Source organism: Limnobacter sp. (assembly GCF_036405155.1).
Lineage (GTDB): Bacteria > Pseudomonadota > Gammaproteobacteria > Burkholderiales > Burkholderiaceae_B > Limnobacter.
Genome location: NZ_DASWYD010000006.1, coordinates 532,370 through 553,318, shown reverse-complemented (window position 1 = coordinate 553,318; position 20,949 = coordinate 532,370). Strand labels below are relative to the sequence as shown.

Annotated in this window: 21 protein-coding genes; 18 read left to right on the top strand and 3 right to left on the bottom strand. The window is 56.4% G+C overall.

Features of this window, described 5'->3' with window-relative positions; genetic code table 11:
* Positions 1–23 precede the first annotated feature (23 nt).
* Positions 24–728: a transcriptional repressor LexA gene (gene lexA / locus VGE55_RS08895; protein ID WP_331131345.1), complete on the bottom strand. Its 705-nt coding sequence runs from the start codon at positions 726–728 to the stop codon at positions 24–26.
* Positions 729–1,030: 302 nt separating this feature from the next.
* On the opposite strand from lexA, the gene yaaA reads away from it, so the two are divergent.
* The 5 genes from yaaA to rlmD are packed head-to-tail and all read left to right on the top strand — an operon-like array spanning position 1,031 to position 5,616.
* Positions 1,031–1,804 carry a peroxide stress protein YaaA gene (gene yaaA / locus VGE55_RS08890; protein WP_331131649.1) on the top strand — a complete coding sequence of 258 codons (774 nt, stop codon included), beginning with the start codon at positions 1,031–1,033 and terminating at the stop codon, positions 1,802–1,804.
* Positions 1,804–2,574, top strand: coding sequence for a 5'/3'-nucleotidase SurE (gene surE, locus VGE55_RS08885; RefSeq protein WP_331131344.1), 771 nt, complete (start codon positions 1,804–1,806; stop codon positions 2,572–2,574). The genes yaaA and surE overlap by 1 nt, the downstream gene beginning before the upstream one ends.
* Positions 2,575–2,578: 4 nt before the next feature.
* Complete coding sequence (locus VGE55_RS08880) at positions 2,579–3,319, top strand: protein-L-isoaspartate(D-aspartate) O-methyltransferase (RefSeq protein WP_331131343.1); 741 nt, start codon at positions 2,579–2,581, stop codon at positions 3,317–3,319.
* A gap of 52 nt (positions 3,320–3,371) precedes the next feature.
* A complete protein-coding gene (locus VGE55_RS08875) occupies positions 3,372–4,178 on the top strand; it encodes a peptidoglycan DD-metalloendopeptidase family protein (protein WP_331131342.1) in 807 nt (268 codons plus the stop codon).
* Positions 4,179–4,209: 31 nt separating this feature from the next.
* On the top strand, positions 4,210–5,616 hold the full coding sequence (rlmD, locus tag VGE55_RS08870; protein WP_331131341.1) for a 23S rRNA (uracil(1939)-C(5))-methyltransferase RlmD: 1,407 nt from the start codon (positions 4,210–4,212) through the stop codon (positions 5,614–5,616).
* Between the two features lie 140 nt (positions 5,617–5,756).
* Here rlmD and VGE55_RS08865 read toward each other — a convergent pair whose 3' ends face one another.
* A complete protein-coding gene (locus VGE55_RS08865) occupies positions 5,757–6,461 on the bottom strand; it encodes a Bax inhibitor-1/YccA family protein (protein WP_331131340.1) in 705 nt (234 codons plus the stop codon).
* A 223-nt stretch (positions 6,462–6,684) separates the two neighbouring features.
* On the opposite strand from VGE55_RS08865, the gene ndk reads away from it, so the two are divergent.
* The 8 genes from ndk to der all read left to right on the top strand — a co-directional run bounded on the left by ndk (position 6,685) and on the right by der (position 15,661).
* Complete coding sequence (ndk, locus tag VGE55_RS08860; RefSeq protein ID WP_331131339.1) at positions 6,685–7,110, top strand: nucleoside-diphosphate kinase; 426 nt, start codon at positions 6,685–6,687, stop codon at positions 7,108–7,110.
* A gap of 105 nt (positions 7,111–7,215) precedes the next feature.
* Positions 7,216–8,355 carry a 23S rRNA (adenine(2503)-C(2))-methyltransferase RlmN gene (gene rlmN, locus VGE55_RS08855; protein ID WP_331131338.1) on the top strand — a complete coding sequence of 380 codons (1,140 nt, stop codon included), beginning with the start codon at positions 7,216–7,218 and terminating at the stop codon, positions 8,353–8,355.
* A gap of 259 nt (positions 8,356–8,614) precedes the next feature.
* Positions 8,615–9,751, top strand: a complete 1,137-nt coding sequence (locus VGE55_RS08850; protein WP_331131337.1) for a helix-turn-helix domain-containing protein — start codon at positions 8,615–8,617, stop codon at positions 9,749–9,751.
* Between the two features lie 142 nt (positions 9,752–9,893).
* Positions 9,894–11,153 carry a flavodoxin-dependent (E)-4-hydroxy-3-methylbut-2-enyl-diphosphate synthase gene (gene ispG / locus VGE55_RS08845; RefSeq protein ID WP_331131336.1) on the top strand — a complete coding sequence of 420 codons (1,260 nt, stop codon included), beginning with the start codon at positions 9,894–9,896 and terminating at the stop codon, positions 11,151–11,153.
* Positions 11,154–11,191: 38 nt separating this feature from the next.
* Positions 11,192–12,520 (top strand): histidine--tRNA ligase, encoded by a 1,329-nt coding sequence (gene hisS / locus VGE55_RS08840; protein ID WP_331131648.1) that lies wholly within the window; start codon positions 11,192–11,194, stop codon positions 12,518–12,520.
* Positions 12,517–13,164, top strand: a complete 648-nt coding sequence (locus VGE55_RS08835; protein WP_331131335.1) for a YfgM family protein — start codon at positions 12,517–12,519, stop codon at positions 13,162–13,164. Before hisS ends, VGE55_RS08835 begins: the two co-directional genes overlap by 4 nt.
* Positions 13,161–14,327: an outer membrane protein assembly factor BamB gene (gene bamB, locus VGE55_RS08830; protein WP_331131334.1), complete on the top strand. Its 1,167-nt coding sequence runs from the start codon at positions 13,161–13,163 to the stop codon at positions 14,325–14,327. The genes VGE55_RS08835 and bamB overlap by 4 nt, the downstream gene beginning before the upstream one ends.
* 8 nt (positions 14,328–14,335) lie before the next feature.
* Positions 14,336–15,661 (top strand): ribosome biogenesis GTPase Der, encoded by a 1,326-nt coding sequence (gene der, locus VGE55_RS08825; RefSeq protein WP_331131333.1) that lies wholly within the window; start codon positions 14,336–14,338, stop codon positions 15,659–15,661.
* Positions 15,662–15,708: 47 nt separating this feature from the next.
* Here the strand turns inward: der and VGE55_RS08820 are convergent, their stop codons facing one another.
* Positions 15,709–16,023: a DUF962 domain-containing protein gene (locus VGE55_RS08820; RefSeq protein WP_331131332.1), complete on the bottom strand. Its 315-nt coding sequence runs from the start codon at positions 16,021–16,023 to the stop codon at positions 15,709–15,711.
* A gap of 161 nt (positions 16,024–16,184) precedes the next feature.
* On the opposite strand from VGE55_RS08820, the gene VGE55_RS08815 reads away from it, so the two are divergent.
* Genes VGE55_RS08815 through VGE55_RS08795 form a run of 5 tightly spaced genes read left to right on the top strand, consistent with a single transcriptional unit; the run spans position 16,185 to position 20,931 of the window.
* Positions 16,185–16,658, top strand: coding sequence for a CBS domain-containing protein (locus tag VGE55_RS08815; RefSeq protein WP_331131331.1), 474 nt, complete (start codon positions 16,185–16,187; stop codon positions 16,656–16,658).
* 2 nt (positions 16,659–16,660) lie between these two features.
* Positions 16,661–17,686: an NAD(P)/FAD-dependent oxidoreductase gene (locus VGE55_RS08810; RefSeq protein ID WP_331131330.1), complete on the top strand. Its 1,026-nt coding sequence runs from the start codon at positions 16,661–16,663 to the stop codon at positions 17,684–17,686.
* Between the two features lie 42 nt (positions 17,687–17,728).
* Complete coding sequence (gene aroC, locus VGE55_RS08805; protein ID WP_331131329.1) at positions 17,729–18,838, top strand: chorismate synthase; 1,110 nt, start codon at positions 17,729–17,731, stop codon at positions 18,836–18,838.
* Between the two features lies 1 nt (position 18,839).
* Complete coding sequence (locus VGE55_RS08800; RefSeq protein WP_331131328.1) at positions 18,840–20,042, top strand: MFS transporter; 1,203 nt, start codon at positions 18,840–18,842, stop codon at positions 20,040–20,042.
* Between the two features lie 37 nt (positions 20,043–20,079).
* Positions 20,080–20,931, top strand: coding sequence for a M48 family metallopeptidase (locus VGE55_RS08795; protein ID WP_331131327.1), 852 nt, complete (start codon positions 20,080–20,082; stop codon positions 20,929–20,931).
* Positions 20,932–20,949 lie beyond the last annotated feature (18 nt).

The following is a 20,949-nucleotide window of genomic DNA, read 5'->3' as shown; positions in this document are numbered from 1 at the left end:
AAGCCCCGTGCAAGCCGTGCATGTCAGTGCAGGTGACCTTGGCGGATCAAACCAACCGCCAAGCCTTCGATGGCAAAGTTGTCTTTGCGCAAGTCCACCTCGATGGGTGCAAACTCGGCGTTTTCCGCATGCAGTTCCACCGCGTGGCCCTTTTTGAAAAACCGTTTCACGGTGACATCGTCGTTCACGCGGGCCACCACCACCTGCCCGGCCCGTGCTTCGCTGGTGCGTTTCACGGCCAGCAGGTCACCATCCAGAATGCCGATGTCTTTCATGGACATGCCACGAACTTTCAGCAGGTAATCGGGTTTGTCCGGGAACAGGGCAGGGTCAACCGGCACATGTTTTTCAACATGTTCCTGGGCCAGAATGGGGCTGCCTGCAGCCACTCGCCCAACCAAGGGGAGTTGCATGAATTGCTCGGCCAGCGCTGCAATGTGGTTTGCTGCTTTGTTGGCCATGGTGCTGGCTGTTGAGGTGGCTTTACCGACCAGCTCATCCAACCCTTCGGCATGGTCGCCCAGCAGGCGAATGCCTCGGGAGGTGCTGGCGTCCAGCGCAATCACATTTTTTTTGGCCAAGGCCTGCAGGTGGTCTTCAGCTGCGTTGGCTGAGCGAAATCCCAATGTTTTGGCAATTTCTGCCCGTGTGGGTGGGCGGCCAAATTGCGCAATCTGTTCGCGAATCAGGTCCAGAATTTCTTGCTGGCGAGCGGTCAAGCCTTTCATGGTGGCACTCTCAAAGTCATGTGCTGTAATTATATCCAGTAAATTGAAAATTGCCAACCCGCAATTCACCGGCAGTGTTTCTGAATCCAATTGAGTGCTCAAACGGTACAAAGAACATCTTCGGGAGGGACAGCCTGGGAGACTCGGCCAAAGCGGGGCGACACGATTCGCCCCGCGGCCACCACACCACGCAGCCAGCCCAGTTTTTCCTGCCATCGGGTCCGCCCGCATCCTTTGTTTCACCACTTCCTGCGATAATGTCGGTTTGAGTGTTCTTCATTCCGAGTTCGAGTTGCGCCATGTTGCTAGCTGTACTGTCGCCTGCCAAATCGCTGGATTACGAAACCCCTTTGTCCACCACGCTGAGCACCAAACCGCAGTTTGTGCCGCAGGCTGAGGCTTTGGTGGAAACGCTGCGCCCCATGAGCCCAGCGGCCTTGGGCGAACTGATGTCGATTTCCGACAAACTGGCTGTGCTCAACGCGACCCGCTATGCCGAATGGTCGACCTCATTCACCAAACGCAATTCACGCCCCGCCGTGTTGGCTTTCAATGGCGATGTCTACGACGGCCTGGATGCAAAAACCCTGGATGAAGACGGGCTGAAATTTGCACAAGCGCATGTTCGCATCCTGTCTGGCTTGTACGGCATTCTGCGCCCACTCGACCTTATGCAACCGTACCGATTGGAAATGGGCACCCGCTTGCCAAACGCCAAGGGTGAAAACCTGTACAGCTATTGGAAAGACACCATTGCACCCGCTTTGAACAAAGAATTGAAAGGCGATAACCCTGTGCTGGTCAACCTCGCCTCGGATGAGTATTTCAAATCGGTGGATGTGAAAGCCCTGAAAGCCACCGTGATTGAACCGGTGTTTCAGGATGAAAAAAATGGCCAGTACAAAGTCATCAGTTTCTTTGCCAAAAAGGCCCGTGGTCTGATGGCCCGTTACCTCATTGACCACCGAATCACCGAGGCAGAGAAACTGAAAAAATTCAATGTGGATGGCTACAAATACGATGCCAAGGCATCCACAGCCACCCGGTGGGTGTTTCGCCGCAAGGAGCCCGCGTAATGAGCTTGCACAGCACGCCCCGCATCCTCATCAGCAACGATGACGGCTACAGCGCACCCGGCATTCTGGCCCTGCATGCAGCCCTCATCGAACGCTTTGGTACTGCCATCCACATTGATGTGATGGCGCCTGAACAGGACCGTTCCGGTGCGTCCAATTCCCTCACGCTGGACAGGCCCCTGACCGTTCGGACAGCATCCAACGGCTTTCGCTATGTGAACGGCACGCCCACCGACTGTGTGCACATTGCAGTCACTGGTCTGCTGGACCAGCGGCCTGATTTGGTGTTGTCTGGCATCAACAACGGTGCCAACATGGGTGACGACACGATTTACTCCGGCACCGTGGCTGCAGCCATGGAAGGCTACCAGTGTGGCCTGCCCGCCATTGCATTTTCGCTGGCCGGAAAAGGGTATGCGCACCTTGACAGTGCAGCCCGCGTGGCCGCCGAAATTGTGGAGCGCTTTTTGGACAAGCCCCAGGGGCTTGAGCATTGCTTGCTGAACGTGAACATTCCCCCGCTGCCCTATGACGAGTTGCAGGGCTATGAGTGCACACGCTTGGGCAAACGCCACCACGCAGAGCCTGTCATTCCCACCACCAACCCCAAAGACGAGGTGGTGTACTGGATTGGCCCACCGGGCAGTGCCAAGGATGCAGGCCCTGGCACCGATTTTTATGCCGTCAAGGCGGGGCGTGTGTCCGTCAGTCCCCTGAAAGCGGACCTGAGCGATTTCAACCTGATCAACACCGTGGCGGCCTGGCTGTAAGCGCATGGACCAGAAGCCCCGTTTCAAGCCTGCCCCTGTGCTCATGCCGCAGTCTGCCCGCAAGGTGGACCGCGTGCCCGAGCGCATTGGTGGTTTGAGTTTGACCTCGGACCGCGCGAGGGCAAACCTGGTGGCCAAGTTGAAAACATTGGGCATTGCCAATCAGCAAGTGCTGGACGTCATGGGTGCTGTGCCCCGTCACCTGTTTGTGGATGAGGCGTTTGCGTCCAGGGCTTATGAGGACGCTGCATTGCCGATCGGCCATCAGCAAACCATTTCGCGGCCTTTCACCGTGGCCCGCTTTGCAGAATATGCCCTGCAGGGTCGCAAAACCTTGGACCATGTGCTGGAGGTGGGCGCCGGCTGTGGTTATCAGGCCGCCGTGTTTGCCAGCCTGTCCAAGCGGGTGGTCAGCATTGAACGGATTGAAGCGTTGTATCACAAGGCTGTGAGGAACCTCTCCGCCGCTGCGGTCTCCAAAGTGAAGGTGTTGCACGGTGATGGTTTGTTGGGCATGCCCACGCTGGCACCGTTTGATGTCATTATTGTGGCCGCCGCTGGCCTGGACATTCCCCAAGAGCTGCTGCGCCAGTTGAAAGTGGGCGGGCGGCTGATTGTGCCAGTGGCTGATCAGGACAAGCAGGTGCTGGTCACTGTAGATCGCCTTGCGGCCGACAAATGGCACCGCGAAAACAAAGACTTGGTAAAATTCGTGCCCCTGTTAAAGGGCACCCGTGAGGTTTAGGCTCACTGCCTGAGCCTGCACTTGGTATAGAGATGGCATGGAGAAGAGAACAATGAAAAACACCCGTCACCTGTTGTTGCTTGGTGTGGCCTCTGCGGTATTGGCCGCCTGTACATCTGTACCCTTGAATCAACCGGCCCCCGTGATTGACCGTTTGCCCACTCGCAATGTTGAAGGCGGTTACCAGGCTGTGGATGGCTACTACACCGTGGTGGGGGGCGATACGTTGTACAAGATCGCCTTGGAATTTGGTTTGGATTGGCGTGAGCTGGCCCGAGCCAACAACATCACCGATCCGAACAGAATTTTTGTGGGTCAACGCCTGAAGGTTGAGGGCATCTCTTCCGCGCCAGCAGTCGCTGGTGCCGGTACAACGACTGACAGCAATGGCGTGGAAGTTACCCCGGTTGCACCGGCAGGCGGTGCCAAGCCGGTTGAAGCACCCAAGGTGATTGAGACCACACCCGTTGAACCACCCAAACCATTTGCAGCCACATTGGGCTTTGTCTGGCCGCACCCAGGTGAGGTTTTGCAGGGCTACAAAGCCGGCAGCAGCAAAGGCCTCGACATTGCCGCCAAAGTGGGCGACCCCGTGGTGGCAGCCCAGGCGGGCAGGGTGGTGTATTCCGGCAATGCGTTGCGGGGCTATGGCAACCTCATCATCCTCAAACACGACAACAATTTGCTGACAGCCTATGCGCACAACAAAACCTTGTTGGTCAAAGAGGGTGATCCAGTGACCAAGGGACAGAAAATTGCTGAGGCCGGTCAGTCTGATGCAGACCGTCCCAAGCTGCATTTTGAAGTGCGCAAGCAAGGCAAGCCCGTGGACCCCATGGATTACCTGCCCAAGCGATAAGCAACCAATCACACGCTATTAAGACTTAAACATGGGACGCAGCAGAAACAGAACACCGGCCATACCGGCCCAGGTGCAGCTGGTGGTCGAGTCCATCGACCTTGAAGGCAATGGCGTTGGCCATGTCGATGGCAAAGTACACTTTGTGGACGGTGCCATCACCGGTGAAACCGTGGTGGCCGAGGTCACGCGAAGCAAGCCTTCGTATGCCCGAGCCATCACACGCCAAGTGCTCTCCGAGTCTGCCCTGCGCGTCAAACCCAAATGCCCGCATTTTGGCGTGTGTGGCGGCTGCGCGGTTCAGCACATTGAGCCTGACGCCCAGGTGGCCATTAAAAACCGGGCACTCGAAGATTTGCTCGAGCGCATTGGTCGGCAAAAACCAGAGCAAATGATGCGCCCCATGGTTGGGCCGTCTTGGGGCTATCGCCACCGTGCGCGCCTCACCGTTCGTTTTGTCGAAAAAAAGGGCGGCATGCTGGTGGGCTTCCACGAGAAGGGGTCCAGCTATGTGGCCACCATGACCGAGTGCCATGTGCTGCCCAAACGGATATCCGACTTGTTGGTGCCGATTGGCCGCATGCTGGAAACCTTGTCCATCTACACCCGCATTCCCCAGCTTGAGCTGGCTGTTGGGCAAGGTGTGACCGCTTTGGTGCTGCGCCACCTGGAGCCTTTGTCAGCGAGTGACCTGGAAACGCTGCGTTCATTTGGGCGAGCCAACGACATCGACTGGTGGCTGCAGCCGGAAGGCCCGGCAACAGCCTATCGTCTGGAAGCGAATGTACCCCGTGAACTGGCTTATCACATTCCCAGTTTTGGCGTGCAGATGCGTTTCAGGCCCACAGACTTTACCCAGGTTAACCACCTGATCAACGACTCCATGGTGAGTAGAGCCGTGTCCTTGTTGGACTTAAAACCCGAGGACCGCGTGTTGGACCTGTTTTGTGGCTTGGGCAATTTCTCATTGCCCCTGGCCACTCGAAGCCGCTTTGTGAAAGGCTTTGAAGGCTCTCAAGACCTGGTTGACCGGGCGGGTGAAAACGCAGTGCTCAATGGCCTGCAAGGCAAAACAGAGTTTCATGTTCGCAACCTGTTTGAGGTTGAAAGCCCGGAATGGGAAAGTTGGGGCCAATTCGACAAAGTGTTGATTGACCCGCCGCGGGATGGTGCGCTCGCGATTTGCAAAGCCATTGTCGGTGCAAAGCCTGCACACCAGCCCAGTCGGATTGTGTATGTGTCGTGCAACCCGGCAACCTTGGCCAGGGATGTGGCCGTGCTGTGTTGCGCAGGGCCTTATGTACTCAAGCAGGCGGGCGTCATCAACATGTTCCCGCACACATCGCATGTGGAGTCGATTGCCGTGTTTGAGCGGAGGGCTGATTGGGTGCCGCTGGAGCAGGGCACTGACGCCCCGGAAATACTGTCCGCACAATAACAAACGGGGCCCTAGGGGCCCCGTTTACGTTGGAGACTGGCCTCTCCAACTTGGCGGTCGATACTATATCGACCTGTTGAGCTTTCAATTTGCGCTTTTTAAACGCACATTGCAAGTACTTTCAATGCTGCGCTGTGTCATCAATCGCGATCACCGCCGGCAAACGCCATCAGCAGTTGCAGCAGGTTCACGAACAGGTTGTACAGGTCCAGGTAAATGGCCAATGCCGCGGTGATGTAGTTGTCCTCGCCACCGCGCATCACGCGTTGCAGGTCATACAGCAGGAACATCGAAAACAGGCCCACACACAGCGTTGAAATGGTCAGTGACAGGGCTGGCATTTTCAGGAAAATGTTGGCCACTGAGGCCACCAACACCATCATCAGGACCACAAACAGGGTTTTGCCCATGGTGGTGAAGTCGCGCTTGGTCACTGCCGCATAGCTGGCCAAACCAAAGAAAATGGCACCGGTACCCAGTGAGGCCATGGCGATGATGGAGCCACCGTTGCTGTACCGCAAGGCCACAGACAGGATGCCGGACAGCATCAAGCCCATGAAAAAGGTAAAGCCCAACATGAGCACCACACCGAGCCCGTTGTCTTTGTTGCGCTGAATGCCCCAGACAAAGCCAAACATGGCCGCCATCATGACGAGAAACGACACAAGGGGGCTGCCTGCAAACAAGCGGAAAAAGCCAAACTGAACACCCAAGGTGGCACCCAGCGCCGTCGGTATCATGGACAGGGCCAGCAGAAAATAGGTGTTGCGCAGCACACGGTTGGTGTCTTGCACCACGACGGTGTCTGCAGATCGTCCAAACGAGGTCACGTTGTAGTCAGACATGAATCAATCACTCCCTGGTGAATGCCCAGGCTCATGAATAAGCCCAAGCTGTGTATGGATTTAGAGTAATGGTAGGGCTGAAAAGTTGCAAATCAAGCCCATGACCGGGCCTAGAGGGAGTTTTTTAGAGTGATGCAAAGCAAAATTCACACGGACGGGCTATAATGTAAGGCTAATTTTCTCAGTCTTTTCAAACTTTTCGATCATTTCTGGAGTTGTCCTCATGGCAATCGAACGCACCCTGTCCATCATCAAACCCGACGCAGTTGCCAAAAACGTGATTGGTCAAATCTATTCCCGTTTCGAAGGCGCTGGCCTGAAGGTGGTGGCTGCCCGCATGGCTCACCTGTCCCGCGCTGAAGCCGAAGGCTTTTACGCTGTTCACAAAGCCCGTCCTTTCTTCAAAGACCTGGTGGATTTCATGATCTCCGGTCCAGTGATGATTCAGGTTCTGGAAGGCGAAAACGCCATTGCCAAAAACCGTGAATTGATGGGTGCAACCAATCCCAAAGAAGCCGCTGCTGGCACCATTCGTGCCGACTTCGCTGAAAGCATTGACGCCAACGCGGTTCATGGTTCCGATGGTGCTGACACAGCAGCTGTTGAAATCGCCTATTTCTTCCCGTCTTCCCAGGTATTTGCACGCTGATTGGCTTACGCTGGCCGGTGTCGCTTCGTACATCACCGGCCAAATTGTTTTGTGAAGTGGTAGATTAAGCGGGGGCGTGAACGCTCCCGTTTTTCATTCGAGCATATGGGCAATACCTTGGACAACCTGCTGGAATATTCAGTGCCGGAGCTGGTGCAGTGGTGCACAGCGCTGGGTGAAAAACCGTTTCGTGCCAAGCAACTGGCCAAGTGGATCCACCAGGGCGGGGTTGCCGACTTCGAGGCCATGACCGACCTCGCAAAGTCCTTCCGTCAAAACCTGCAGGCCAAGGCTTGTGTGCAGTCGCCTGGCATTATTTCCGATCACAAATCCCGCGATGGCACGCGCAAATGGTTGTTCGATGTGGGCAATGGCGACGCCGTGGAAACCGTGTTTATCCCTGAAGAGCGGCGCGGCACTCTGTGCGTGAGCTCGCAGGCGGGTTGTGCGGTCAATTGCCGGTTTTGCTCCACAGGCAAGCAGGGTTTTTCACGAAACCTGAGCACGGCAGAAATTGTGGCCCAGTTGTGGAAAGCCAACGTGCTGCTGAAAGAGGCGGGTGACCATGTGTTTGCCCAAGAGCGCCCGGTGACCAATGTGGTGATGATGGGCATGGGCGAACCCCTGCTCAATTACGATGCGTTGGTGCCTGCCTTGCAGTTGATGCTGGATGACATGGCCTACGGACTGTCGCGCCGGCGGGTCACAGTGTCCACCTCGGGTGTGGTGCCTTTTATGGACCGATTGTCCCAGGATTGCCCGGTCGCTTTGGCTGTTTCTTTGCATGCACCCAACGACGCGTTGCGTGATCACCTTGTGCCATTGAACAAAAAATATCCGTTGAGGGAATTGCTGGATGCGTGTTTGCGTTACCTGCGATTTGCACCCCGCGATTTCATCACGTTTGAGTATGTGATGCTCGATGGCGTCAACGACACGCCAGACCATGCGCGCCAATTGCTGGACATTGCGAAGGTGGTGCCCTGCAAATTCAACTTGATTCCGTTCAATCCGTTTCCGGAATCGGGTTTGCACAAGTCCAAAACGCCGGCCATCAAAGCATTTGTGGATATTTTGTCCGAAGCGGGGGTGGTTACCACTGTGCGCAAAACCCGCGGTGATGACATTGATGCAGCCTGTGGGCAGTTGGCGGGTGAGGTGAAGGACCGCACGCGAATCAAACAGCGTCTTGAGACGGTGGTCCCTGTTGAAATTCTGAAAGCCAGCGCGAAACGGCAGTCTTGAGGCCCTTCTTCGGCATTGCTTTGTTCTACAATGAATTGGCGTGGAGCAACACATGCAAATTGGCGAATTTGTTACAGCGCAGCCGGTGTACTTCTTAGAACCTGTTTTGAGAACGCTGCTCAACTATATGAATAATTTGTAAATTTTCTTGAATAACGGGGCTGTGTTCGATTATTCTCTATTGAAACGCAGTGTCCGATGAAGTGACCCATAACAAAAGAAATTGGCCATGCCGTGGTGTGGCAACCGGAAACCCCAAATGAATGAAAACCGTGCGATGAGCAACAGCGACCTGACAGCCTCCTCGGGTTCCAAGCCGGAGCCTGCTGTGAACACCGACAAGCAACCCAATTTGACCCTGCTTGAGCCTGGACAAAACCCTGGCGCCATGCTGCGCTCCGCTCGTGAGCGAGCTGGCATGACCTTGTCCGACATCAGTGCGCAGACCAAAATCAATGAACGTCAACTTCAGGCCATTGAAAGTGGCGATACGGCCAAGCTGCCGCCTGAAACCTTTGCGAAGGCTTTTATCAAGAGCTATTGCAAAGTGCTCAAGATGGACCCCACACCGGTCATCCTCGCTTACGGTTTGTCTGAAGGCGCCGCCCCTGTCCGTGCAGCACCCGTGATCAGTGAGCACACCAGCCGAGGTGATGTGTCCGAGGCCCGCATGCCCAGCACTTCACGCCGTTTGTCCAGCTTGAGCTTTGACCGCAAGCCGGGCAAGTCATTGGGCTATGGTCTTGTGTTGGGCGCTTTGGTCCTGATGGCAGTTTTCTACCTGCCCGTGTTTTTGTCGGGCAAGCCCAAAGAGGCGGTTGAAACAGCCGAGCCCTCAACGCCAGCGGCAGAGCAAGCCGCACCATCAGTGCCTGTGCCCGCTCCAGCGGAGCCTGCGGCGGCGGCTGCCGGTCAAATTGCAACTGCAGAGCCCTCGGCCACGGCTGTATTCCCGGCTTTGCAGCAACCTTCTGCGCCTGCACCAGCCTCGGCACCAGCACCAGCACAGCCACTGGCTGCAACCAGCCCCACAGCCAACCCTGCAGCCAACCCTGTTCCACCGGCTGCCGCCCCAACTGCACCCACGCAAGCTGCCGTGCAAGCAGCACCGGCTGCAGCAGTTGCGCCAGCAGCAGCCAAACCTGCTGCTTCGGGTCCGGATTCCACCTTGCGCTTCAATTTTTCAGAGCAGAGTTGGGTCACCGTGCGTGATGCCGATGATCAGGTGCTGATCTCCCAATTGAATGCCGGCGGATCCTCCCTGGATGTGAAAGGCAAAGGTCCGTTCAAGCTGATTGTGGGCAATGCCAAGGCGGTCCGGGTGTTCAACAACGGTCAGTACGTTGACTTGGGGCCTTCCATTCGCGGAGAGGTCGCGCGTTTGACGGTTCAGTAATTCGGCATCGGTTCGAGGTCCAGCAGACCGTCCTTTCCCCGGGACGGTCTTTGATTTTCAAGGCCCTGTATTCAAACGCTCAGCGGATCGATTGCCCCGTGTTTTCATCAACAAGGCCATAGTTCATGTTCCGGGTGTCGCCGTGATTGCCAATACTCCTTTGAAACGCCGTGCAACGCACCAAGTCGAGGTGCGCTGGAAAGACCATGTTGTCAAGGTTGGTGGCGGTGCGCCTGTGGTGGTTCAGTCCATGACCAACACAGACACGGCCGATGCCTTGAACACGGCGCTGCAAATCAAAGAGCTCTACCTTGCTGGCTCCGAAGTGGTGCGCATTACCGTGAACAACGATGCCGCCGCACAGGCTGTGTCCTACATTCGCGAGCAGCTCGACAAAATGCGCATCCCGGTTCCCATCGTGGGCGACTTTCATTACAACGGGCATTTGCTGCTGCAAAAATACCCAGACTGCGCAAAAGCTTTGTCCAAATATCGCATCAACCCCGGCAATGTGGGCTCAAGCCGTTCGCGCGATGACAATTTTGCAGCCATGATTGCGATGGCCATTCAATATGACAAGCCTGTCCGCATCGGGGTCAACTGGGGGAGTTTGGACCAAAGCCTGCTGGCCCGGATGATGGATGAAAACGGTCAGCGGCCTGAGCCATGGCCACCTGAGCAACTCATGTACGAGGCGCTGATTGAGTCGGCCCTGTCCAGCGCGCACAAAGCCGTTGAGCTGGGTTTGCCCGCCAATCGCATCGTGCTGTCCTGCAAAGTCAGCCAGGTTCAAGACTTGATTGCGGTTTACCGCAGCTTGTCCCAGCGCAGTGAATTTCCGTTGCACCTGGGGTTGACCGAGGCCGGTATGGGCACCAAGGGGATTGTGGCGTCCACCGCTGCCATGTCTGTTTTGCTTCAGGAGGGTATTGGCGACACCATCCGGGTATCGCTCACGCCCGAGCCTGGTGGAGATCGCACCAAGGAGGTGTTGGTGGCCCAGGAAATCCTTCAGTCCCTGGGCTTGCGCGCCTTCACGCCGCAAGTGATTGCATGCCCAGGTTGTGGACGCACCACCAGCACGGTGTTTCAAGAGCTGGCAGACCAAATCCAGACCTATCTTCGCAACCAGATGCCGATCTGGAAAAACCAGTATGTGGGTGTGGAGAGCATGAAGGTGGCCGTCATGGGTTGCGTGGTCAATGGCCCCGGTGAAAGCAAGCATGCGGACATTGGTATTTCGTTGCCGGGCACGGGCGAGGCACCTTCAGCCCCCGTTTTTCTGGATGGACAGCGGTCTGTCACCCTGAAAGGCGACAACATTGCGCAAGAGTTCCAGCAAATTGTTCAACGTTATGTTGAGCAAAGGTACGGTGTCTCCCATCAAGGCCCTCAGGAATGAGCGACAATACCGGGTTGAATCAATTTCCAATCGCGTCCATGAGCCAGTCTGAGTCACAGGATCCATCCGGCAAAGCCAAAAAACCAGTCAAACTGCAGTCCGTCAAGGGCATGAACGATGTTCTGCCCGTGGAAGGCATTCATTGGGAAAATCTGGAAACCTTGCTGCGTGAATGGCTGACGGCCTATGGCTACCGCCTGATCAAAACCCCGGTGTTGGAGCCCACAGCGCTGTTTCGCCGAGGCATTGGTGAAGTCACAGACATTGTTGAAAAAGAAATGTTCAGCTTTATCGACCGCTTGAACGGCGATGAACTGACCCTTCGGCCTGAATTTACGGCGGGCATTGCACGCGCCACCATTCAACACAACTTGACGTATGCCGCACCCCAGCGTGTGTATGCCATGGGTCCCGTGTTTCGGCATGAGCGTCCTCAACGCGGCCGCTATCGGCAGTTCCATCAATTGGACGTTGAGGCTTTGGGCTTTGAAGGCCCGGACATTGATGCCGAGTTGATTGTGATGTTGTCGCGCCTGTGGCGCGACATGGGGCTTGATGGTGTCCGCCTGGAAATCAATTGCCTGGGTGAAGCCGCTGAACGCTTGGCCCACCGGGAAGCCCTGATTGCCTATTTTGAGCAACACAAGGCATTGCTGGATGAGGACGCCCAGCGGCGCCTGTACAGCAACCCGTTGCGCATTCTGGACACCAAAAACCCGACCATGCAGGACATGGTCAATGCTGCCCCCAAGTTGTCCCAGTATTTGGGAGAGGCTTCGCTGGCGCATTACAAGGGCGTTAAGCGTTTGCTGGATGATGCGGGCGTGCCTTACGTTGAAAACCCTCGCCTGGTTCGTGGGCTGGATTACTACAACCTCACCGTGTTCGAGTGGATTACTGATGCCCTGGGCTCCCAAGGCACCATCTGTGGCGGCGGGCGTTATGATGGCCTGATCGAAATTCTGGGTGGCAAACCCACACCGGCCATTGGTTTTGCGATTGGCCTGGAGCGTTTGCTGGAGCTGTACCTGGAAAGCGCCCAGCCCGATGATGCGGCTGATTTGGATGTGTATGTGGTTCACCAAGGTGAAGGCACAGCCCGCCGGGCGTTTACGCTGGCGGAGGAGCTGCGGGATGCAGGCTTCGCGGTGGTGCTTCATGCCGGTTCTGGTGGCTTTAAGTCCCAAATGAAGCGGGCTGATGTCAGCGGTGCTTCCGTGGCGGTCATTTTGGGTGAAAACGAACTCAACAAAGGCACCGCAGCCGTCAAGTTGCTGCGGGGTGAGGGAGAGCAAATGGAATTCAGTCAAGACACACTGGCCGAGTCGATTTTCGGTCTGCTGTACGGAGAAGGAGACGCGCAGTGAGCCGCTACACACTCGAAGAAGAAGAACAAATTGCCAATTTCAAGGCGTTTTGGAACAAGTACGGCAATTTCATTCTGACTGTGTTGATTTTGGTGTTTGGCAGCTTTGCGGCCAACAACGGCTGGAAATGGTGGCAGGCGCGTGAGTCGGCTGCGGCCGTTGCCCCCTACGAAAAGCTTGAAAAGGCGCTTGCGGACGGTGATTTGGCCTTGGCCAGTCAAATTCAAAACACCCTGAGTGCAGACCACAGCCGGTCACCGTATGCTCAGCGCGGTGCGTTGCTGGTGGCGCGGGCTTTGTATGCCAAGGGCCAGTCGAACGAGGCCAAAACTCAGTTGGAGTGGGCTGTGGAACACGCCCGGCAAGATGAGTTCACAGCCACAGCCAGCTTGATGCTGAGCGGTCTGTTGCTGGATGACAAGCAATACGACAAAGCAGCGGCACTCCTCGAAAAGAGTTATCCAGGCTTTGAGGGGCTGTTTCATGACCGCAAGGGCGATATTGCGCTGGCGCGTGGTGATGCCGCGAAGGCCAAAGCTGAATACGACGAGGCCTTGAAAACCATTCAAGCCGACAGCCCCTGGAAACCCGTGATAGAACGCAAACTGGCAGCGCTGCCCAAGACAGGAGACAAAGCCCAATGAAGCAGGTCATGAAATATGGTTGTGTGGCCATGGTGTCTCTGGTTCTGGGGGGGTGTTCAACCATGTCCTCCATGGTCAATGCCATCAATCCGTTTTCTTCGTCCAAAGTGCGTCCCGCCGAATTGGCCCAATTCAAGCCCGAACTGGCGGTGAATACCCGATGGTCCGTGGATGTGGGCGATTCTGAAAAAGGCTATTTCACGCCGGTGGTCTACGGCAGCACAGTGTATGCAGCATCGCAAGAGGGTAAGGTGTATGCGGTTGACAAGGCCAGCGGCAAAGTTCGCTGGTCGGTCAAACTGGATTCCAAGTTGAAGTCTGGTGTGGGCGTAACCGCGGACACCGTTGCGGTGGTAGATGCCAACAACCAGTTGGTTGCGCTCGATGGTCAAGGCAAGCCCAAATGGAAAGTGCCATTGGCCGTGGACTCCATCAGCGTTCCGGTGGGCACCATCAACAGCATTCTGATTCGTGGTATCGATTTCTCGGTCAACAACTACGCCAGCGACAATGGCGCGCTGCGTTGGGCGTTTACGCGCCAGTTGCCCCCGTTGACCCTGCGAATCAATTCGACCGTGGATGTCAACAATGCACGGGTGTATGCCGGTTTCCCGGGTGGTCGTCTGTTGGGTGTAGACCTGAACAACGGTGCACAGGTGTGGGAGGGTGTGTTGGCTTCGCCGTCTGGCACCACGGAAATTGAGCGCATCACCGACGTAACCGGTTCCCCGGTTTATAACTTCCGTGAAGTGTGCGCCGCGTCCTTCCAGGGGCGCGTGGGTTGCCTGGATGCAGTGAATGGCCGGAGTATTTGGTCCACTGAGTTTTCTTCCCCGAACGGTGCGTCGGTCGATGACCGTTATGTGATTGCGTCCAATGAACTGGGCGATTTGTTTGCCTTTTCCCGCTCTGGCGGCAAGCAGGTTTGGCGTGTGGCCAACTTCCAGCGCCGCCAGCCGACAGCGCCGTTGGCTGTTGGTCGTGCCGTGGCGATTGGCGACTACGAAGGGTATGTGCACTTTATCGACCGTGACACCGGCAAAACGATTGCCCGTACACAGGTGGGTTCATCCGCATTTTCAAGCAATCCGCAGCCCGGTGACAGTGGCGAGTTGGTTGTTCAATCCAGAAAGGGCAAGCTGGCCTTGCTCAGTGTTCAGTAAGTGAAACCATGAAACCAGTCATTGCCCTGGTGGGGCGCCCCAACGTGGGCAAGTCCACCCTCTTTAACCGTCTCACGCGCACGCGTGATGCGCTGGTGGCCAACCAGCCAGGGCTGACGCGCGACCGCCACTATGGTGTAGGCCGAATTGGCCCTCGCGATTACCTGGTGGTCGATACCGGTGGCCTGGAGCCTGTGGCCAAAGATGGCATTTATGCCGAAATGGCCAAACAAAGTCGTCAGGCCATTCTTGAGTCTGATGTGGTGTTGTTCATTGTGGACGGGCGCTCAGGCATCACGGCGCACGACCACGTGATTGCCGACGAACTGCGCAAATCCAAACGGGAAGTGATTCTCGTCGTCAACAAAACGGAAGGCTACACACACGCGGTGGCCGCCGCCGATTTTTATGAGCTGGGGCTGGGTGAGCCCGAGACCATCTCCGCCAGCCATGGCGATGGTGTGCGCCAGCTGATGGACATGGCCTGTGAACGTTTGCCGCAGCTTCCGGAAGATGAAGAGGGCGGCAAACGCATCAAGGTGGCGATTGCTGGGCGTCCCAACGTGGGCAAGTCCACCATGGTCAATACCTTGCTGGGCGAAGAGCGTGTGATTGCATTCGACATGCCGGGCACCACAAGGGACAGCATTTACATTGATTTTGAGCGGGGCGATAAACCCTACACCCTGATTGACACCGCTGGTTTGAGAAAGCGGGGCAAGGTGTTCGAATCGGTTGAAAAGTTTTCGGTGATCAAAACGCTGCAGGCGATTGAAGACGCCAACGTGGTCATCCTGATGCTGGATGCCCAGCAAGACATTTCCGATCAAGATGCGTCGATCGCGGGTTTCATTGTGGAAGCAGGGCGTTCGCTTGTGCTGGCTGTGAACAAGTGGGACAGCCTGGATGAATACCGGAAGGACCGCGTGAAAACCGAGGTCAACCGGAAGCTGGCGTTTTTGGGGTATGCCAAGCTGCATTTTGTGTCTGCAACCAAGGCCTTTGGCATTGGCGCCATGATGCGCTCTGTGGATGAGGCCCATGCAGCGGCGTTTGCCAAGTTGCCCACGCCCAAGCTGACGCGCCTCATTCAGGAATGCGTTGAACACCAACAGCCACCCCGAAAAGGCATTTTCCGCCCCAAAATGCGTTATGCGCACCAAGGTGGTCAAAACCCGCCGATTGTGGTTATTCACGGTACGGCGCTGGATGGTATTCCCGACAGCTACAAGCGCTTTCTGGAAACCCGCATACGCGAGCGTTTCAATTTGACAGGCACGCCGCTGCGGGTTGAATTCCGCAGCTCTGCGAACCCCTTCGATAAAAAAGACTGAGCGAAACAGACTGGGCAAGGAAAGACGATCTGCCTTCCTTGCGTGGCTCAGAAAGGAATCTTTCGAGTCAGAATGTCCTTGTACATCACCCAGTCCCCCATGAAACTCCACAAGGGATATTTGAAGGTTGCGGGTTTGTTTTTCTCGAAAAAGAAATGACCGACCCACGCAAACGCGTAGCCCTGAATCAGTCCACCGAAAAACCAGGCTGGATTGCCCGACATTCCAAAACGGATCAAGCAATACAGCGCAATGCTGGAACCCACAAAATGCAATCGCCGACAGGTCAGGTTGCTGTGCTCGGCCAAATAAAAGGGGTAAAAATCCGAAAAACTCTGAAAGCGGTTGCCAGTCTTGGGCATTGGTCTTGTCTCCGTATTGGTTTGTTGTAGACGGTAGTGTATCGCTTCGCTCGAAAATTGTTGAGTTGTCAATTTCAGAAGTCTGACATTCACACTTGAAAGATCGGGCAGATGCGGTAGGATGGAACAAAACCTTAGAACAAACTGCAAGGAGAGTGGTGATGAAAGTCAAAGAAGTGCTGCGCGTGAAAGGCAATACCCTGTTTACCGTGTCGCCTGAAACATCACTGTCTGATTGCGTGGTGACCATGGCTGACCATGATGTGGGTTCGCTGGTGGTGATGGACAAAGGTCGGTTGGCGGGCATTGTGACCTTCCGAGAGGTCATTCGGGTGCTGGCCAAGCGTCAGAAAGAGCACCGGACCGGCCCCACACCACCCGTGGCCGAAATCGTGGTAAACGAGGTGATGAATACATCGCCCACCGTGGCTACCTTGGACATGGAAGTGGATGCCCTGAGAAAACTCATGCTGGAAAACCACCAGCGCTACCTGCCTGTCATGGATGGCAACACGCTGTGCGGTGTGATCTCCTTCCACGATGTGGCCAAGGCAGTGCTGGAAGAGCAGGGCTTTGAGAACAAAATGCTCAAGGGTTACATTCGCGATTGGCCGATCGAAGAGAACAGCAACTGACTATGTTGAACAAGCGAGTTGCCATCGTCGGCGCAGGCATTTCAGGTTTGGCCTGTGCCCGTGAATTGGTCCAGCAGGGGTGCAACGTCACTCTGTACGAAAAGAGCCGTGGCCCCGGTGGTCGCATGCCCACACGCTGGCTCAATCGCGATGCAGAAGTACCACTGGGCTTTGACCACGGCGCCCAATATTTTCAGGTGTCTAATCCCCAATTTCAGCAATTGATTGAACAGGCGCAAGCCGATGGTGCCGTCGCACTGTGGACTGGTCGCGTGGTCGACCTCAGCTATGGCGTGGTTCAAGACCATGCGCCTGGGGCACGCCGTTGGGTTGGCACACCCGGCATGGCCAGTCTGGGGCGGTGGTTGTCACAGGGCCTGAACCTGTACACGCAGGCCCGTGTGGTGGGCGTGATGCGGCAGGGCGAGCAATACAAACTCACTGTTCACCTGGCCGATGGAACGGTGCGTGTCGACCAGGGTTTTGATGCGGTGGTGTGTGCCATTCCGGCCGAGCAAACCCGTGATCTGTTTGAGGAATCACACCCGATGTTGGCCCTGAAAGCGGCCCAAGTGAAGTCCACCGTGACGTGGACGGTCATGCTCAGTCTGCAGAGCCCGCTGAAGATGGACTACGACGGTGCTTTCGTGGTGGACAGCCCATTGGGCTGGATTTGCAGAGACTCGGCAAAACCGGGCAGGGCAGCGGGCGAGCGGTGGGTTCTGCAAGCCACTGCAGACTGGTCTTCCGTTCACCAGGACATTGCGCCCGATGAAGCGCTTCGACTGTTGCTGGATGTGTTTTGCAATGTAACAGGGCAGTTTGTGGAGCCTTTGCAAATGACAGCTCACCGGTGGCTGTATTCCTTGCCCACCAACCCCTGCAATGAACTGTATTACCTGGACGCCTCCCAATACCTGGGTGCTTGCGGTGACTGGTTGGCAGGCGCGCGGGTTGAAGATGCATTTTTAAGTGGCCATGCCCTGGCCAACAAGCTGCTTCGGGCCTGGGATTCAGCCCTGGTCTGAATATTCCGATAAAATGGCGGTTTTGGTTCGCGCATAACAATCATGTCCGGAAGCAGCCTGGGTCGTCTTTTCGTGGTCAGCAACTTTGGAGAAAGCCATGGGCCGGCCATTGGTTGCGTGGTGGACGGTTGCCCCCCGGGTTTGCCACTGACCGAGGCCGATTTGCAGGCCGACCTGGACCGGCGTAAGCCCGGCACCTCCCGTCACGTTACCCAGCGGCAAGAAGCCGATCAGGTCGAAATTCTCTCCGGCGTGTTTGAAGGCTTGACCACCGGTGCGCCGATCGGGTTGTTGATCCGCAATCAGGACCAGCGCAGCAAAGACTATGGCAACATCATGGACACCTTTCGTCCGGGCCATGCCGACTACACCTACTGGCACAAATACGGCATTCGCGATTACCGCGGCGGTGGCCGTTCATCGGCACGCATGACTGCGCCCATGGTGGCAGCCGGTGCAGTTGCCAAAAAATGGTTGAAATTGAATCACGGCATCGACATTCGCGGTTGCATGACGCAAATCGGCGATGTGGACATTCCCTTTGAGTCCTGGGACGAAGTGCACAACAATCCGTTTTTTGCACCCAATGCCAGCAAGGTTGCCGAGCTGGAAGCCTATATGGACGCCCTGCGGAAATCCGGGGACTCCTGTGGTGCAGGCCTGCGTGTGCAAGCCACCGGCGTACCAGTGGGCTTGGGCTCACCGCTCTACGACAAGTTGGATGCGGACATTGCCCATGCCATGATGGGCATCAACGCCGTCAAGGGTGTTGAAATTGGTGCGGGTTTTGGTTGTATCACCCAGAAAGGCTCCGAGCATGGTGATGAACTGCACCCAGATGGTTTTGGTTCAAACCACGCCGGTGGTGTATTGGGTGGCATTTCCACCGGCCAGGACATCGAAGTGCGCATGGCCATCAAGCCCACTTCCAGCATCCGTTTGCCCCGCAAATCAATCGACAAAGCGGGCCATTCCATCGACGTCGAAACCTACGGGCGGCATGATCCCTGTGTGGGCATTCGCGCCACACCGATTGCGGAGGCCATGCTGGCCTTGGTGATCATGGACCATGTGTTGCTGCACCGCGCCCAGTGCGGTGATGTGCAGGTAGACACCCCGCGCATCCCTGCCGATCGCTCACGCAATCAGTAACGTGCGTGGTTTGAAGTCCCAACATGCCTGGCTGGCATTGTTTTATGCTGCCTATTTTGGTTTCGTGGGGCTGTATTCGCCTTTTCTAGGGCCCTATCTCAAAACCCTGGGCCACAGCCTGGACGTGATTGCCCTGTCACTGGGCATGATGCAGCTGATGCGCATCGTCGGGCCATTTGCATGGGGCTGGTTATCGGACCACACAGCCAACCGGGTTCGCTGGATACGGGCGGGCGCCCTGGGTGGTTTTGTGTTTTCGGTGTTGGTGTTTCTCAACCAGCAAAACGCCACGGCCCTGGTGTGTCTCATTTTGCTGCTCAATCTCAATATTTCGGGTTTGGTGCCCATGTCCGACACCCACTGCATGGAAAGCTGTCGGGGTGACAGTGGCCAATATGGAAAAATCCGCCTGTTCGGTTCTCTGGGTTTTGTGGTTGCTGTATTGCTGTTTGGGTGGGTTGCCAATGTCTGGGGGTATGCGTCTTATCCCTATTTGGCGAGCATCAGTCTGCTGGTTGCCTTTGGCGCAGCCCTGCGGTTTTCGCCCGTGAGGCCTGAGCCTCTGTCCAGTTCGCTCACAGGGTCCACGCCCAGCAGTTTGAATGGTGACGCGATTGGCACCGGCTTTCGCCAGTTGCTGTTGCCCAAGCCCTTGCCAACCCTGTGGTTGGCCTCGTTCTTCATGATTTTGGCCCATGGTGTGTTTTACGCCTATTTTTCGCTGTACCTGCTGGAGCATGCGTACACCGAACTGACCATCGGCTGGTTGTGGGCGTTTGGCGTGTTGTGCGAGGTGGCATTTTTTGCATTTCAAACCCGGTTTTTTGATCGACTGCCGCTGTCCACCTGGTTGTGTGTGGGCTACGCTGCCTGCTCTGTTCGTTTTGCCTTGACGGCACTGTTTCCCGACTGGCCGTGGATGATGGTGTTTGCGCAGGGGCTTCACGCGCTGACCTTTGCCGCCCACCACACGGCGACCATTGCCTGGTTGCGTGCCCATTTGCCAGGCCGGCTGGTGGTTCGAGGGCAGGCCATGTATGCCACGATTGCCTACGGGTTGGGCGGTTCGGCGGGCACTTTCGTGGGCAGAAGCCTGTGGAAATGGGGCAGTCCGTCGTTGGCATTTTGGGCCGCCAGTGGCGCAGGCCTGATTGCCCTGTTGTATGGGCTGAAACTCCGGCGTCAGGAAGCCGTCTTACAATAACGCGCATGGATGCGCATTGATTTCAAGCGAGGACTGCATGTTAGGTTTATTCCCGATTCATGGTCGCAGAATGCTGTGGGCTGGCTCCCTAATGGTTGCCGGTGCATCGTTGGGTCTGTCCGGTTGTGCCAGCACCCACACCACGTCGGCGGGTGCTGTGGGCATTGACCGACCGCAGTTTGTGTCCATGGTGTCTGCACAGGACATGGAAACCAGCTCGGTGAAGGCCTACGCAGCCGAGTTGAACAAGGCACGCACCGCCGGCAAGCTGAATGTGAATACCCAGCAGGTGGAGCGCGTGCGAAACATTGCGCGCAGGCTGATTCCCCAAACCGCAGCATTTCGCACCGATGCCCCAGGCTGGAAGTGGGAAGTCAATGTGATCACGTCGGACCAGTTGAATGCCTGGTGCATGGCCGGTGGAAAAATAGCGGTGTATACCGGTCTGATCGACAAACTCAAACTCACGGATGATGAGTTGGCTGCGGTCATGGGGCATGAAATTTCGCATGCGCTGCGTGAGCATGCCCGTGAGCGGGTGTCCCAGAAAATGGCAACCGGTCTGGGTGTTGACTTGATTTCCATCGGTTTGGGCTTGGGGGCTGTGGGCAAAGACTTGGTGGGCATGGTGTCCGATGTCACCATTTCCCTGCCATACAGCCGCGAGCACGAGACTGAAGCCGACCGCATGGGCGTGGAATTGGCCGCACGGGCAGGCTATGACCCACGCGCAGCCATCACCTTGTGGGAAAAGATGGGCAGTGCAGGTGGTGGTGCACCCCCAGAATTGTTGTCCACGCACCCGGCACCGGCCAACCGCATGCGCGACCTTGAGGATTATTCTCGCCGGGTAGAGCCCCTGTACGAGGCGGCCAAGCGCCGTGGGTAAATCCCTGCCAAGCATGTT